Below are 13,595 nucleotides of genomic sequence, written 5' to 3'. Positions count from 1 at the left end.
TATCGAACCGGACCCCAGCCACGTCCTGCCGGACGTGTGATCGGTCCACCGGTTTCTGCCGAGTGCGATAGTCGAGGGTCCGTCTCCCGTTCGAGGGAGCCCGGACGACGATTGTGATACTGTCGGACAGAACTATTGTGAGGATTTGCTGTCTCCGTCCGGCGAATCTTCTACAGTGACTTCTGTCCGGCAGTATGAGCTACGGCGAATGTTCAGCTTCGGTCAGTCGAACAACGAGGGTCTTTTCGACGGCTCTGAGATCGTACGTCGGCAGTTCGCCGTCGGTTCGGCGCACGTACAGGGGTTCGACGAGCCGCCAGACCGAACCGCCGTCACCGGCACTCGTCGCGGCGGTGTCACTCGAGTCTTCCGTCGCGGCGGTCACCGAGTCAGAGGTGTCGTTCCGTGCTGGTTCGGAACCACCCTTCGAGGCGGTAGCCCCAGCCTGACTCGACCCCTCTGCTGCCTCTTCCTGCATCGATCCCCCGTCCGGGCCCACGCGCTCGAGGCCGTAAATCTTGCAGAACTCCGCCGTTTCGCCGGGTTTAACCTCGCCGTTTCGAAGTTCCCGTGCGAGGTCTCTCGAGAGCCACTCGTCGTCGCTGATGGACGGTTCCTGGACGAGCGCTTCGTCGACGAACCGCGTGAGATACCAGTTCAGGTCGTTGAGCAGCGAGACGGCGGCCCCGACGCTGACGGTGTCAAGCGCAAGCGAGTTCTCGAACGGGCGCTCGAGGTCGTACGTCGAGAGCGCCTCGCGGGACGTCTCCCGGGAGAGGAGTTCGTACTGGAGGGTGCAGTCGGCCGTCCCGATGAGACAGACGCGGGTCACTAGTCTGTGGTGGGTGCGTCTGTGTAATGTGGGTTACGGATCAGGGTTCGACCAGTTCGGCGTTTCGCGCGGCCGCCTCGGCTCGCTCGAGCAGATCGTCGGGTTCCGCTTCCAAGAGCGGCTCGAGTCGCGCGTTCGTTTCGACCCGATCCGGGGCAACCCGATTACAGCCGGCGTTGATCGTCGAATCGGTGTAGGTGTCGATTTCGCGGGCTTTGGCGACGATATCCTGCTTGTCCAGTGTGAGTAGAGGCCGGTGGATCGGCAGGCGGGCGGCGCGACTGGTGACGCCGAGGTTCCGGACGGTCTGGCTCGACTTCTGGCCCATCGCTTCCCCGGTGACGATTCCGTTGGCGTTGACGCGTTCGGCCAGCGTTTCGGCGGCGCGGTAGAAAAACCGGCGAAGCGAGAGCATCCGGCCCTGTTCCATCTCGGAGACCAGCAGATCGACGGTCTCGCCGCCCGGAACCTTGTAGACCTGCATGTCGAAGTTAGGCGCGTACTGCGAGAGTTTTCGAACGGTTTCCATCGCGCGCGCCTCGTGGTCGATGCCGCCGTAGGCTCCGAGATCGACGTAGGCCGGAATAACCGGGCTGCCCCGCGTCATCATCTCGTAGGCCGCGACCGGCGAGTCGATCCCGCCGCTGACCAGGACGATCACCGGCTCCTGAGCGCCGAGCGGGAGCCCGCCCGGTCCGGGGACTTTCTCGAGGTAGATGAACGCGAGATCTTCCCGAACTTCGACGCCGAAGGTGATATCGGGGTCGTCGAGGTCGACTTCGGGGTCGAACTCGTCATCGACGGCCTCCCAGATAGCGGTCCCGCCGTCCCGGGCGAGTTCCTCGCTGCCATAGGGGAGGCTCTTATCGGACCGGCGGGCGTCGACGGCGAACGCGCCGCCGTCGTAACACGCACGGGCGGTTTCGACGAGGGCCTCGAGAATCCGTTCTTTCTCGGTGCTGACGGTTAGGGCCGGACTCGCGGAGACGACGCCGAAGGCGTCCGACGCGGCCGCAGTCGCGTCCGAAATGGCGTCTTCTGCGGTGTGAATCAGCGGTCGATTCCAGCGGCGTTCGACCTCGCCGGGTATCGATCGATCCGCGAGCAGGGCCTCGAGATTTTCGACGAGGAGCCCCTCCATGTACCGCTTGACGGTGTTGCTCTTGGTGTTGACGTCCCCGTGACGGAGGAGGACGGTATCGGCTCCCGGCGGGTGCATAAACGGGGATAGTCGGCCGGAGCTATAAGGGGGTTACGAGGACGACGTCTCGGGGCGACGCCGACACGACCGGCGGTTCGGGTACCGCTAACAGTCGTCAGAGCCAGCTGACGGGTGGGACACTGTCAGCCGACCGATTCGCCGATCGTCGGACTCATGCGACCGGTGTGTGCGTAGATGCCGACGAGGAGCACGATTCCGGCGAGCATCGGGACGATCGCACTCAATCCGTAGATAACCTCGAACCCGACCGTTTCGACGAGCGGCAGCGAGACGAGTGGCCCGAGTCCGCCGCCGACGTCGCCGAGAACGTTGTTCGTCCCCATCGCGCGGCCGACACGCTCCTCCGGCGTGAGGTCCGCGAGCAGCGCCGTCAGCGGACCGCCGACGCCGCCCTGACCGGCCCCGATCAGAATACAGGCGAGGACCAGAATTTCGAAACTCGAGCCGAAGGCCAGGACCGCGAAGCCGATACACGAGGTCGCGAGGAAGCCGATCATGACGGGAACGCGGGCCCCGACCGAGTCGCTCAGCGCACCGCCGCCGAGCGTGAACACTGCGCCGGCGAGCACCGTTACGGCCATCAGCATGCCCGAGGAGCCCTGGGCGTCGAGTCCGAAGATGGAGATCGCCCGTGCGTCGAGCAGCAAGACGAGCGTCGAGAAGAGGACGCCGATGTACGCGAAGTAGAGTCCGAAATTGACGAATCCGATCGTCAGGGCGGGGACGCTCGTTTCGATGTCCCAGGGCTTGACCGAATCCTGTTCGCCCTCGACGTGGGTTTCGGGGACGATCAGGTACGCGATGACGCTCGCGAGGGCGGCGAACGACGCTGCGAGGACGAACGCTTCGACGTTGCCCCAGACGTCGCTGACGACGCCGCCGAGGACGAGCCCCGCGGGAAAGCCGAACGTGATGCCCGCGCGGACGATGCCCATGCTCGTACCCCGCGAGTCGGCCTCGCTGACGTCGGCGGTGATCGTGTAGGCGGTCGCGAAGACGAGCGCGCTGCCGACGCCCCAGAGGATGCGGGCGAGCATAAACCAGAACTCGGGCAGCGGTGAGAGGATCGCGACGACATACATGAACGTCGCGACGCCTTCGATCGCCAGCCCGACGATGAACGGTTTTCGGGTCCCGATTCGGTCGACGAGAGCGCCGGCCGGCGCGTTAGCCACGAGGCGCGTAAACCGATTCGCGCTCAGAATGAGGCCAACCATGAACGCCGAAATTCCCAGCACTTCGCCCAGATTCGGCAGGATCGGGAAAATGACGCCGCCGCCAAATCCGACGAAGAAGGTACTCGCGACGACGGCGAGGACGATGCGGTTCGAACTGGCGGATGGAAGGGACACTGGCGATCGCTCTCTAGGTATTTCGATTCGTAACCCGTTGGGAAAACAGACTGGATCGCGGCTAAAGGGTCTATCGAAATCGGCGATCCCCGAGGCGGCGTTATCTTCCCGTTGTCCTCGAGAGAGAAAGACACCGAGTACTGGAGATTCATACGGATTGCTGTAACTATGTACCGCCGATCATCAGGGACGGGGTCGGTGATCGGCGGTAATTGACTACAGTAAACCGTATCAGCCGCCCGGTCCCAGCAGTCTGGGATCGGCTCGCTGTTATATACGTTAACTCGACGATAGAACGGATAGGATGCTCACACAGCGGGGTAATCGGTTCTGGACCTACGAGGAGTCGCTTCGGTTTCTCGGCGTCGAGCTCGGTCGAATTATGTCGGTAATGAAACTTTCGAGCGGCGGCCTGTTCGTTCAGTCGCCGGCCGAGTTGACTCCCGAACTGAAAACGGCGCTCGAGGAACTCGGCGAAGTCCGGTTCGTCGCACCGGCGAGCAAGCTCCACGGCCACCTGTACATGGAACAGTACCGCGCCGCGTATCCCGACGCGACGTTGCTGGCCGCCCCCGGTCTCCCCGCGCGGCGACCGGACCTGCGGTTCGACCACGTGCTGGGCGATACCCCTGATCCGCGGTGGGGCACCGATATCGATCAGGTCGTCGTCGCCGGCCACCGTTGGCTCACGGAACTCGCCTTCTTCCATCGGCCGAGTCGGACGCTGATCCTCGGAGATGTCGGGTTTCACGTGGGAGACGATAGCCCACTGAAGACGCGACTCGTGGCCCGCGCGCTCCGGATCCGAAATCGCCTGGGACCGCCGATCGAACTCCGACTCACGATACAGAACGAGGCGACGTTCCGTCGCTCGATACGGGACGTCCTCGCCTGGGAGTTCGACCGCGTCGTGCCCGGACACGGTGAGATAATCGACTCCGGAGGACAACAAGCACTCCTCGAGGGTTACGACTGGCTGCTCGAGTAGCGATTCGGCAGAAAACGATTCTCCGGTGTCGCCTCAGAACGTCGTCAGTTCGCCGTCGATCACGCGGCGGGTGATGCCGGTGACGTCGGCGAGTTCCTCGTCAACGATCGCTTCGACGTCCTCTTTGACGTCGCCGAGCGCGACGCCATCCTCGGTGACGACGTGGACGTCGGCGACGTGGGGCTGGTCGATCGGCCGACCGATCTGGCTGAGAAGGCGAACGCGCAGGTCGCGAATGCCGTCGACCTCGCCCACGACCTCCTCGGCGATTTCGGTCGAGAGCAGGTTGTAGATCTTCCCGATGTGGTTGACCGGGTTCTTCCCGCTGGTGGCTTCCATCGACATCGAGCGGTTGGGTGTAATGAGCCCGTTCGCACGGTTCCCGCGACCGACCGAGCCGTCGTCGCCCTGCTCGGCGGAGGTACCGGTGACGGTCAGATAGATCGAGCCCTCGTCGTAATTGTCGGCCGTGTTGACGTGGACGTCGACCGCGCGGTCCGTGTGTTCGTTCGCAACTTCCTCGACGAACTCGCGGACCGACTCGACGGCGTCGATGTAGGCGTCCAGATCCGCGACGTGCTCGTCGACCATCGCCGCCGCGACGGTCACGTCAATCTCGTCACCCTCGCGTTTGCCCATGATCTTCACGTCCGATCCGAGGTAGGGATTCTCCGCGGCAAACTCGCCGTTCAGCCGCGACTCGGCCTCGAGGACGATCTGCTCGGTTTCGGTCAGGGGCGCGTGGCCGACGCCGAAACTCGTGTCGTTGGCCATCGGGACGCTCACTTCGTCCTCGCCGAACACTTCCTGGAGGTCGCCGCTCCCTTCGCCGAGTTTGACGTCGACGACGATATCCTCGCCGAAGGTGAGTTGTGGAATCGTCTCCTCGAGGTACTCGCGAGCGGCGCGCAACGCGATGGTCTCGGCGGGGATGGTCTGGCCCTCGTAGTGTTTGGTCGCGCGGCCGACGATCAGCAGATAGATCGGGTCGACGACTTCGCCGCCGCCGAAGGCGGGCGCGGCTTCGCCCGCGACGAGTTGGGTTTCGTCGGTGTTGAAGTGCAGTACTTCGCCCACGCGATCGAGGTACTCCCGGGCCAGCGCGCCGGCAACGGCCTCGGCGATTCCGTCACAGATCGAGTCGGGGTGGCCGATCCCCTTTCGTTCAACGATTTCGACTTCCTGGTCCTCTACTGCCTGTCGGTCGATGGGCTCGACCCGGATGTTCCGCTCACTCATTAGGGGGAATTGGCGGACGGTGGTTCTATAACTTGCGGAAACAGGATGGGTTCGAAAAATACCTGGTGGTAATACGTGACAGCCACCGCGTTCAAGACTCGAGTAACAGTCCCAGATACGAGGTTCGAAGCTGCTCGGTTGGATCGAGTTCGAGCCGTTCGAGAACGTCGTACGCCCCTTCTCGAGCCGGCTCGAGGTCGGCTTCGCGTTCGACGTCCGTTTCGACCTCGACGTACTCGCCGACGTCGTCGACCGAATCGAGCGTGACCGTATAGCTATAGCCATCGCCCTCGAGGCCGTAGCGTTCCCGCTCCTTGCGAACCGTTGCGGCGGGTTCGAAGCCGAGGTGCGTCAGGACGGCGTCCATCGTCTCGCCGTCGCCGACCGCCGTTTCGAACTCCTCGCGGCTCTTTGATTCGTCGTCGAGCAGCGGGCCCTTGTAGGTGATGCGGGTCTCGTCGGTCCCTGACTCGGGATTCGACTCGCGGCGGATCCGCAGCGCCTCGTCGGTGTCGACGAACGAACGGTGGGGCGCGTCGTAGTACGTGTCCGCCTGCACGATAGTCCCCTCTCGGTCCGCGCCGAGGGCCTCGAGTCGAGAACGGACGGCCTCGAGCGCCGCGGGCACCTTCACTTCGACTTCGTACATGGCCGGGGGAACGGCGAGCGCCCGTAAGTATCGGTCGTTCTCGGCGCAAAGCGTCGTACTTAAATGTCGACGGCGGGACGTACAACGTATGACCGAGGAACAGGAGGCCGAGCTCGAGGAGCAGGCCGATGACGTTGACGCAGAAGGAGACGAGAACGCCGACGGACTGCAGCACGGCGATTTCGTCGAGATCGAGTACACCGCATACACCGCCGAGGACGACCAGCTGGTCGACACGACCGACCCCGAAGTTGCCGAGGAAGAGGGCGTCGACGACCAGGGCCAGGAGTTCAAGCCGCGAACGATCATCCTGGGCGAAGGCCACATCTTCGAAGGCGTCGAGGAGGCCATCGTCGGCAGCGAGCCCGGCGACTCCGGCACCGTAACGATCGATGCCGAAGACGCCTTCGGCGAGTACGACCCTGACGACGTCCAGACCGTCAGCGCCGAGAAAATCGACGAGGACGACCGCTACCCCGGTGCGAACGTCCAGATCGACGGCCAGCAGGGCTACATCAGCACCATCATCGGCGGCCGCGCGCGGGTCGACTTCAACCACCCGCTGGCCGGCGAGGACGTCGAGTACGAGTACACGGTCGCCGACACCGTCGAGGACCGCGAACAGCAGGCGTCCGGCCTGTTCGAGATGTACCTCGGGATGGAGCCCGACCTCTGGATCGAGACGGACGAAGTCGAGGAGGAGGTTCCCGTCGAGCCTGATGAGGACGAGGACGAGGACGAAGACGACGAACCCGCCGAACCGGAGTTCGAGACCGAGACCGTCGAGAAGGAGACGCTCTACCTCGAGGCCACGCCCCAGATGACGATGAATCAGCAGTGGATGATGGGCAAACAGCAGATCGGACAGGACGTCATCGAGAAGGTCGGCGTCGACCGCGTCATCGTCCAGGAAGTCATCGACGGCATGGGTGGCATGGGTATGGGCGGTATGATGGGCGGCATGGGCGGTATGGGCGGCGGCGACATCGAGGAGGCCCTCGAGGACGCCGACGTCGATGCCGACGAGATCGTCGAAGAACTCGAAGGCGCCGAAGAGTAAGCGACACAGCCCGAGAGCCGAATTTTTCGAACGACACTGTCAGGAACCGCCACCGAACGGTGTCGGTGTGGAGCCGACCGTCGTTTTGTGCGAGAGTCAGACGGACTGTTGTATCGATCAGTGAGCCACGGCGGCTGTCGGTGCGTCGGTACTGACGGACAGGAACCGTAGCAGCCGTTCGGGAACGGCCCGCGTTCGTGCCGGTCGAAACCGTAGTCGAGGGTGCGATTTCTCCGCTGGCGGGCCGAGTTTCCCACCGGCCACGCAAGTGTCCGCAAGTCGTTTATTTTCGTCGGCCACCTACGCCGTACAATGAAACGACCGAATCCGCGTTCACGACGGACGTTTCTTCGAATCGGCGGCGTAGCGGCCGCTGCTGGGATCCTTGCAGGGTGTACCGAAGGGGGCGGTGACCCGGGAGAAACCGATCGCGACGACGAACGTGAGTCGGAAGAGGACGAGCAAGCCGACCCGCCGGAAGACGACTGGGACGAGGAGTGGGACGACGTCGAGACGATCGAGTTCGACGCCAGCGAAGACGGCTGGGTCGGTCGAAGACCGTCTGTTATCGAGGATATCGAAAACCCGGATATTGCACTCTACGAGGGATCGGAGTACGAGTTTCTCTGGACGAATAGGGACGGCAGTAATCACAACTTCGCAATCTGGGACGAGGATGGCCCAGCCGAGGCGACGAGTTTTGTCGAGGAGGAAGGTGAAACGACCTCCCTCACCGTCGAAGCGACCGAAGAGATGGAGATCTACCTCTGTGAGGCCCACGAAGACGACATGGTCGGCTCGATCGAGGTTCGATCCGAGTAGTTGACGTCTGCGTTCGATGTAACGAGCCATCGGTTCTTCTCACACCGCTCGAGAGTTCAGCGTTTTCAGGCGGCGGATATCGGGCGATTAGGCAGCCAGGAGACAAAACGATCAAGCGATATCCCGACTCGTATCGATCGCCACTTCCTCCGTCAGTTCGAGTTTGATCGCCTCGGTCGGCTGACTCCCGCCGCGGAACTTGGGAATCGTGAGGTGACTCTCGAGTTCGCTGCCGGCGATCATGGTCCGGAGATCGAAGACGGCGTCGGCCGCGTGGAACGTCCGCGAGCGGTTTGCGGGTTCGTCGTCGCTCTTCAGACAGTGTAACACTGCGATCGATCCGGTCTCGAGCATGTGTGTTTTGAGTTCGTTACAAAACTCGACGTAGTCGTCGGTGTCGGATCGTTCCAGGACGTCCATCGTGTCGATGATGAGGTTGGCACCGTCGGGCAGGGCACTGATGAGTTGGGTCGCTTCCTCGAGCGGGTCGTCGCTGGTGACGTGTCGAACGGTCGGACTGCCGACGGCGGACGGTGAGCTTTCGATCGCGTGCGTGACGGCGTCGGCCGAGCGTTCGGTCGAGAGGTACAGCGTTCCGCGGGCGGCCGTGAGTTCGTACAGGAGCAGCTCCGACTGGCTGGCTGGCTTGGCAGTGTACGCGACGACACACCCCGGAGGTAACCCACCGTCGAGCTTCCGATCCAGCACGTCGATTCCGGTTTCCAGCCGACCGACCATACAATTGTGCTCAATTGCCCCAGTGCCCGCATAACTCTTTGGCTTCGATACAACGTCTCGTCGGCCAGTGTCGTCCGTGAGAATCGGGTCGGGCGGAGCGCAGTCGACTGCGAATGGAGAGATTCAAGGGGCCGGCAAGAGCCAACACGAACGAATGCGTCACGATCACCTCATCACGAGCAAACAACTCTCGCGGGCGGACATCGAAACGGTCCTCGACCGGGCGGCCGAAATCGACGCTGATCCGTCGACCGTCGCCGACCGTCACGCGAACACGTTGCTCGGCCTCCTCTTTTTCGAGCCGAGCACGCGGACGAAGATGAGCTTCGAAGCTGCAATGAAACGACTCGGGGGCGACGTCGTCGACATGGGGTCCGTCGAATCCTCGAGCGTAAAGAAAGGCGAGACGCTCGCGGACACCGTCCGCGTCATCGAGGGGTACGCCGACGCACTCGTCTTGCGCCACCCCAAACAGGGTGCGGCGACGATGGCCAGCGAATTCGTCGACGTGCCGCTGTTGAACGCCGGCGACGGAGCGGGCCACCATCCAACTCAGACGCTGCTCGATCTGTACACGATTCGGGAAAACGCCGGATTGGACGACCTGACGATCGGGATCATGGGCGACCTGAAGTACGGCCGGACCGTCCACTCGCTGGCCTACGCGCTGACGAACTTCGACGCCCACCAGCATTTCATCAGCCCGGAGAGTCTGCAGTTGCCCCGCGAGGTCGTCTACGACCTGCATCAGGCGGGCGACGGCGCACAGGTCCGCGAGCACGACTCGCTGGAGGAAGTCCTGCCGTCGCTGGACGTCCTCTATATGACCCGGATTCAGCGCGAGCGGTTCCCCGACGAGAACGAGTATCAGAAAGTCGCGGGCGAGTACCAGATCGATCTCGAGACGCTCGAGGTCGCGAGCGACGAGTTGACCATCATGCATCCCCTGCCGCGCGTCGACGAAATCGCGCCGTCGATCGACGAGACGGAGCACGCGGCCTACTTCGAGCAGGCGCACAACGGTGTCCCGGTGCGGATGGCGCTGCTCGATCTGTTGCTCAGCGAGACGGGGGGTGAACGCGATGAGTGACGATCACGACCACCACGACGGCCACGACGACCACGAGTTGCGGGTCAGCAAGATTCGCAGCGGGACCGTTATCGACCACGTTCGGGGCGGTCAGGCGCTGAACGTCCTCGCAATTCTCGGCATCGACGGGAGCGACGGCGAGGAGGTCTCGGTCGGGATGAACGTTCCGTCGGATCGCCTGGCGCGCAAGGACATCGTCAAGGTAGAGGGCCGGGAGCTCAGTCAGGACGAGGTCGACGTGCTCTCGCTGATCGCGCCGGACGCCACGATCAACATCGTTCGCGACTACGAGGTGATCGAGAAACACCGCGTCGAACGCCCCGGTGCCGTCGAGGGCGTCCTCTCGTGTCCCAATCCGGGCTGTATCACGACCGGAGGAGAGCCAGTCGTGTCCCGGTTCGAGGTGCTCGACGATGGCGTCCGTTGTGCGTACTGCGAGACGATCGTTCGTAGGGGGATCGCCTCGCTGATCGACACCTGACCGGCCTCGGATCCGGACTGCTGTAGTTTCCGTAACGATCCGGTTTGATCTTCAGGCATCGATGAGTATCCCGAATATCTAAGTGTCTGTCAATACATTGTTCGACTGTACATGTCACGTACAGTCAAAATCCTGGTTGCCCTGTTCGTCATCGCCGTTCTCTGGAAAGTCGTTTCCGGCGGCTCCTCCGATGTCGATATCGAAGAAGTCGAGTACGAACCGGTCGAGTAATCGAACACCCCCCGTTCGATTCCGAACGGCTTACGGCGACGGCGTCGTACGGTGAGTTATGTACGGCGTCGTCACGCGTAACGCTGAAGAAGTCCGGTGGCCGGAGTTCGATCGCGGATTCTACGAGGTCAAAGACGTTACCGGCCGGTCCGCCGAACCGATCGAAGACGGCGTAAACATGGTGTCTTGCTTCGGCGACAACGCTGCAGCGGACGCCGATCCGTCGCTCGTTCCCGTCGACGACTTCGGCCGCCCGGCCACGCGAGACCGAGAGTACTTCGACTGGGCGTACATCTGCCCCAGTCGCGAGGATTACCGCGAGGGCCTGTTCGACGTCATCGACGACTGCGTCGACGCGAACGAGGACGTCCGACTCGACGATATCGGGTTCCCGCGCGACGAATACTGTCGCTGTGGCGTCTGCGAGCAGTCCTTCGAGGCGAGCGAGTACGACGACCGCTTCGAGTGGCGCGCCAGCGTCATCACCGAGTTCGTCGAGGAAGCCGTCGATCGCATTCCCGGTCGCGTCTACATGACGCTCTACCCCGACCCCTACCCCGGCCACCTCTACGAGCGCGCCGGGATCGATCTCGCGGCCCTCGAGGAACACGTCGACGAGTTCGTCGTCCCACTGTACGACATGGCCTACGAGACGACCTACTGGCTCGAGACGATCGCCCGCGGGTTCGAGAGCGCACTCGAGACGCCGTTCAGCATCGAATTGTACGCGATAAACATCGATATCGACAACCTGATCCACGCCACCGAAGTCGCCCAGGCCTACGGGAAGAACGTTTTCTTCGGCTACGAAGCGAGCAACGGGCGGGCAGCACTGCGTCGCATGCAGGCGGACGAACGGGAGGGTGTGACACACGGTGAGCCGGAGACAGAGTCGAATTCGGTTCCAGGTCCGGATTCGGATTCGAATGCAGATCCCTGAACCGTCGATAACAGTCTCCCAAGAACCTGTTACGCCGAGCTAACTACCGATTGGCGACGGATCGCAGTGTGATTACACAGGAGCTGCAGTGGGAATTTGAACGGTGTTCTTTGGCCGCGTGTGCCGTTATTTCACCGCGTTGGTCGCGCGTTCAGAATCGTTTCAGTCGGTGGTCGACTCCTTTCGGCTGGAACTGACGGCGACCTTTATACGATGCTCGCTCGCCGTACGTGCCAGCGAGGATCGAGCGATCCTCGAGTGAAACCGATGACGGACCAACACCAACATCAACACCGATCTCAGCAGTCACAGCACGATCCAACGGCACAACTCCAACAGACGACGATCAATCAGGGACGGGACGCCATCGAGCAGGCGATGGATCTCCAGCGGAACATCGTGCGAATGAGCCTGAGTGCGATTCAGTGGCAGGAGACGGCTCAGCAACGGGGACTCGAGATGACGATGTCGATGCTGCAGGGGTTCCCGGGCCAGCAGTTCACCCGGTCGATGATGCGGAGCTATCTGGACGGGATCGAGGCCGTTATGCCCGAGATGGAACGCGCGATGGAGAAGGGGATGCACGCCGCGAATCAGGCGCCGTTGCAACAACAGTTAGAAGCAAATCAGATGGGGGGTCAGCAAATGCTCGAGCAGCCGAGACTTCAGCAGGGACCGGGCGGGCCCATGACGGATGCCACCCGGGCTGGGCAACAGCGCAGTGGACGGCAGACGGGTGCCCAACAGATGGGGGTCCAGCAGTCCCACTCCCAGGAGCCGACACAGCAGTACGCACAGGCCGGCGAATGGATCCCCCGGGAGAACACGTACGGCGGTGAGCCGTCCGGTTCGATCGACCGACAGCCCCCATCACAAACAGAGTTTGAGGACCAGGCCCAGACTCAGCAGCCCCATCACGATCAGGGCCCCTCCGACTCCAGTCCGTCTCAGGGCCAATCCGCTCGAGGACAACAGCACAGCCAGTCTGGGCGCGATACTCGGCAGGGGCAAGGACAGGGACAGGACCAGAGCCAGGATCGATACCCACAGTCACAGAATCAACAGCCACAAACATCACCGCAGCCCCGGAACCAACAGTCACCGACACCACGGAATCAACAGCCGCGGAATCAGCAGACACAGGACGGACCACAACCGTTCCAACAGGGCCCCGATCGATCGACCCGCGGTCGTCACCGAGAGCAGTACTCACAGCGGATCGATTCGGGAGGAGGCAAGCGCGATCAGCGTCGACAGCGTCAACCGACCAGTCACCGTCGAGGACAGAGCCAGCGCGAGGGATCGTCCGGACAAGCACTCGAGACGTCTCGGTCACAGGCCCGTCAGTCCGAACCAAACGCCGACCGCGATGCCGACCGGGATCAGATGTCACAGGATGACACTGATCTCTCGGTCGAACGAGGGCCGCGGGAGGACGACGATCTCGAAACCGACCCAATCGATGCCGCCGATCAGCCGGAGTAACGGCGTTCTATAGCCGCTTTTCTCGGTCCGATCTTCCGTCCCGGACGGTCGTTTCGCCAGTGCGCGTCTTCTCGACTGTCTCGTTTCGGACGCAAACTGCTCGAGCGAGAAGCCGTCGATAGTTTTCGACTCGAAGGCTCGAGTGCAACCAACGGAAGCGACTATCCCGTCGGTAGCGACCGATCAGTTCTCGGGTCGGTATCGGCGATCGAAAATTGAGAGTAGCCAGCGGAGGCGACGTCGGATTGGCGTGATGACGTGACTATCGGGTGTCGTCACCGATGATGTCGTCATCGTCATCGTCGTCGTCCATCAGGCCATCATCGTCGTCCATCAGTCCGTCATCGTCGTCGCCAATCAGATCGTCGTCGTCATCGTCCATCAATCCGTCATCGTCCGTCCGACGGTCATCGTCGTCTCCGATGAGGTCGTCGTCATCGTCGCCCATCAGCCCGTCATCGTCGTC

14 protein-coding genes are annotated in these 13,595 nt (G+C 62.6%); 7 read left to right on the top strand and 7 right to left on the bottom strand.

Features of this window, described 5'->3' with window-relative positions:
* Positions 1-199: 199 nt before the first annotated feature.
* The 3 genes from GS429_RS19625 to GS429_RS19615 all read right to left on the bottom strand — a co-directional run bounded on the left by GS429_RS19625 (position 200) and on the right by GS429_RS19615 (position 3,406).
* Positions 200-832, bottom strand: coding sequence for a DUF5804 family protein (locus tag GS429_RS19625; RefSeq protein ID WP_328821500.1), 633 nt, complete (start codon positions 830-832; stop codon positions 200-202).
* A gap of 40 nt (positions 833-872) precedes the next feature.
* On the bottom strand, positions 873-2,051 hold the full coding sequence (locus tag GS429_RS19620) for a tRNA sulfurtransferase (protein ID WP_160067366.1): 1,179 nt from the start codon (positions 2,049-2,051) through the stop codon (positions 873-875).
* 125 nt (positions 2,052-2,176) lie between these two features.
* On the bottom strand, positions 2,177-3,406 hold the full coding sequence (locus tag GS429_RS19615) for an MFS transporter (protein WP_328821499.1): 1,230 nt from the start codon (positions 3,404-3,406) through the stop codon (positions 2,177-2,179).
* Between the two features lie 304 nt (positions 3,407-3,710).
* Here GS429_RS19615 and GS429_RS19610 point away from each other — a divergent pair, with 304 nt between their 5' ends.
* Positions 3,711-4,394 (top strand): DUF4336 domain-containing protein, encoded by a 684-nt coding sequence (locus tag GS429_RS19610; RefSeq protein ID WP_160067364.1) that lies wholly within the window; start codon positions 3,711-3,713, stop codon positions 4,392-4,394.
* Between the two features lie 33 nt (positions 4,395-4,427).
* Here the strand turns inward: GS429_RS19610 and GS429_RS19605 are convergent, their stop codons facing one another.
* Entirely contained in the window at positions 4,428-5,633 is a 1,206-nt protein-coding gene (locus GS429_RS19605; protein WP_160067362.1) for a methionine adenosyltransferase, read from the bottom strand.
* 91 nt (positions 5,634-5,724) lie between these two features.
* A complete protein-coding gene (cyaB, locus tag GS429_RS19600; RefSeq protein WP_160067360.1) occupies positions 5,725-6,282 on the bottom strand; it encodes a class IV adenylate cyclase in 558 nt (185 codons plus the stop codon).
* An 88-nt stretch (positions 6,283-6,370) separates the two neighbouring features.
* Here cyaB and GS429_RS19595 point away from each other — a divergent pair, with 88 nt between their 5' ends.
* Together GS429_RS19595 and GS429_RS19590 are read left to right on the top strand one after the other, a co-directional pair.
* Positions 6,371-7,342, top strand: coding sequence for an FKBP-type peptidyl-prolyl cis-trans isomerase (locus GS429_RS19595; RefSeq protein WP_160067358.1), 972 nt, complete (start codon positions 6,371-6,373; stop codon positions 7,340-7,342).
* A gap of 312 nt (positions 7,343-7,654) precedes the next feature.
* Positions 7,655-8,164 (top strand): twin-arginine translocation signal domain-containing protein, encoded by a 510-nt coding sequence (locus GS429_RS19590; RefSeq protein ID WP_160067356.1) that lies wholly within the window; start codon positions 7,655-7,657, stop codon positions 8,162-8,164.
* Positions 8,165-8,275: 111 nt separating this feature from the next.
* On the opposite strand, the gene GS429_RS19585 is transcribed toward GS429_RS19590, so the two are convergent.
* Positions 8,276-8,902, bottom strand: coding sequence for an RAD55 family ATPase (locus tag GS429_RS19585; protein WP_160067355.1), 627 nt, complete (start codon positions 8,900-8,902; stop codon positions 8,276-8,278).
* Between the two features lie 154 nt (positions 8,903-9,056).
* On the opposite strand from GS429_RS19585, the gene pyrB reads away from it, so the two are divergent.
* From pyrB to GS429_RS19565, 4 genes are all read left to right on the top strand, one after another.
* Positions 9,057-9,992, top strand: coding sequence for an aspartate carbamoyltransferase (gene pyrB / locus GS429_RS19580; RefSeq protein ID WP_160067353.1), 936 nt, complete (start codon positions 9,057-9,059; stop codon positions 9,990-9,992).
* Positions 9,985-10,473 (top strand): aspartate carbamoyltransferase regulatory subunit, encoded by a 489-nt coding sequence (gene pyrI / locus GS429_RS19575; RefSeq protein WP_160067351.1) that lies wholly within the window; start codon positions 9,985-9,987, stop codon positions 10,471-10,473. Before pyrB ends, pyrI begins: the two co-directional genes overlap by 8 nt.
* A gap of 289 nt (positions 10,474-10,762) precedes the next feature.
* The gene (locus GS429_RS19570; RefSeq protein ID WP_160067349.1) at positions 10,763-11,644 is read left to right on the top strand and encodes a hypothetical protein; all 882 of its coding nucleotides are present in this window, start codon (positions 10,763-10,765) and stop codon (positions 11,642-11,644) included.
* 267 nt (positions 11,645-11,911) lie between these two features.
* On the top strand, positions 11,912-13,129 hold the full coding sequence (locus tag GS429_RS19565) for a hypothetical protein (RefSeq protein ID WP_160067347.1): 1,218 nt from the start codon (positions 11,912-11,914) through the stop codon (positions 13,127-13,129).
* A gap of 262 nt (positions 13,130-13,391) precedes the next feature.
* On the opposite strand, the gene GS429_RS22310 is transcribed toward GS429_RS19565, so the two are convergent.
* Positions 13,392-13,595: hypothetical protein (locus GS429_RS22310; RefSeq protein WP_235920866.1), on the bottom strand; the 204-nt coding region annotated here is incomplete at its 5' end.

Source organism: Natronorubrum halalkaliphilum, assembly GCF_009834785.1.
Classification (GTDB): Archaea; Halobacteriota; Halobacteria; order Halobacteriales; family Natrialbaceae; genus Natronorubrum; species Natronorubrum halalkaliphilum.
The sequence above is the reverse complement of the archived record's forward strand: the minus strand, read 5'-3'. Positions and strand labels throughout refer to the sequence as shown.

Excerpts from the sequence above, each read along its gene's own strand:
- GS429_RS19620 (WP_160067366.1), bottom strand. The coding sequence starts at position 2,051 with ATGCACCCGCCGGGAGCCGATACCGTCCTCCTCCGTCACGGGGACGTC.
- GS429_RS19610 (WP_160067364.1), top strand. The coding sequence starts at position 3,711 with ATGCTCACACAGCGGGGTAATCGGTTCTGGACCTACGAGGAGTCGCTT.
- GS429_RS19605 (WP_160067362.1), bottom strand. The coding sequence starts at position 5,633 with ATGAGTGAGCGGAACATCCGGGTCGAGCCCATCGACCGACAGGCAGTA.
- cyaB (WP_160067360.1), bottom strand. The coding sequence starts at position 6,282 with ATGTACGAAGTCGAAGTGAAGGTGCCCGCGGCGCTCGAGGCCGTCCGT.
- GS429_RS19595 (WP_160067358.1), top strand. The coding sequence starts at position 6,371 with ATGACCGAGGAACAGGAGGCCGAGCTCGAGGAGCAGGCCGATGACGTT.
- GS429_RS19590 (WP_160067356.1), top strand. The coding sequence starts at position 7,655 with ATGAAACGACCGAATCCGCGTTCACGACGGACGTTTCTTCGAATCGGC.
- GS429_RS19585 (WP_160067355.1), bottom strand. The coding sequence starts at position 8,902 with ATGGTCGGTCGGCTGGAAACCGGAATCGACGTGCTGGATCGGAAGCTC.
- pyrB (WP_160067353.1), top strand. The coding sequence starts at position 9,057 with ATGCGTCACGATCACCTCATCACGAGCAAACAACTCTCGCGGGCGGAC.
- pyrI (WP_160067351.1), top strand. The coding sequence starts at position 9,985 with ATGAGTGACGATCACGACCACCACGACGGCCACGACGACCACGAGTTG.
- GS429_RS19570 (WP_160067349.1), top strand. The coding sequence starts at position 10,763 with ATGTACGGCGTCGTCACGCGTAACGCTGAAGAAGTCCGGTGGCCGGAG.
- GS429_RS19565 (WP_160067347.1), top strand. The coding sequence starts at position 11,912 with ATGACGGACCAACACCAACATCAACACCGATCTCAGCAGTCACAGCAC.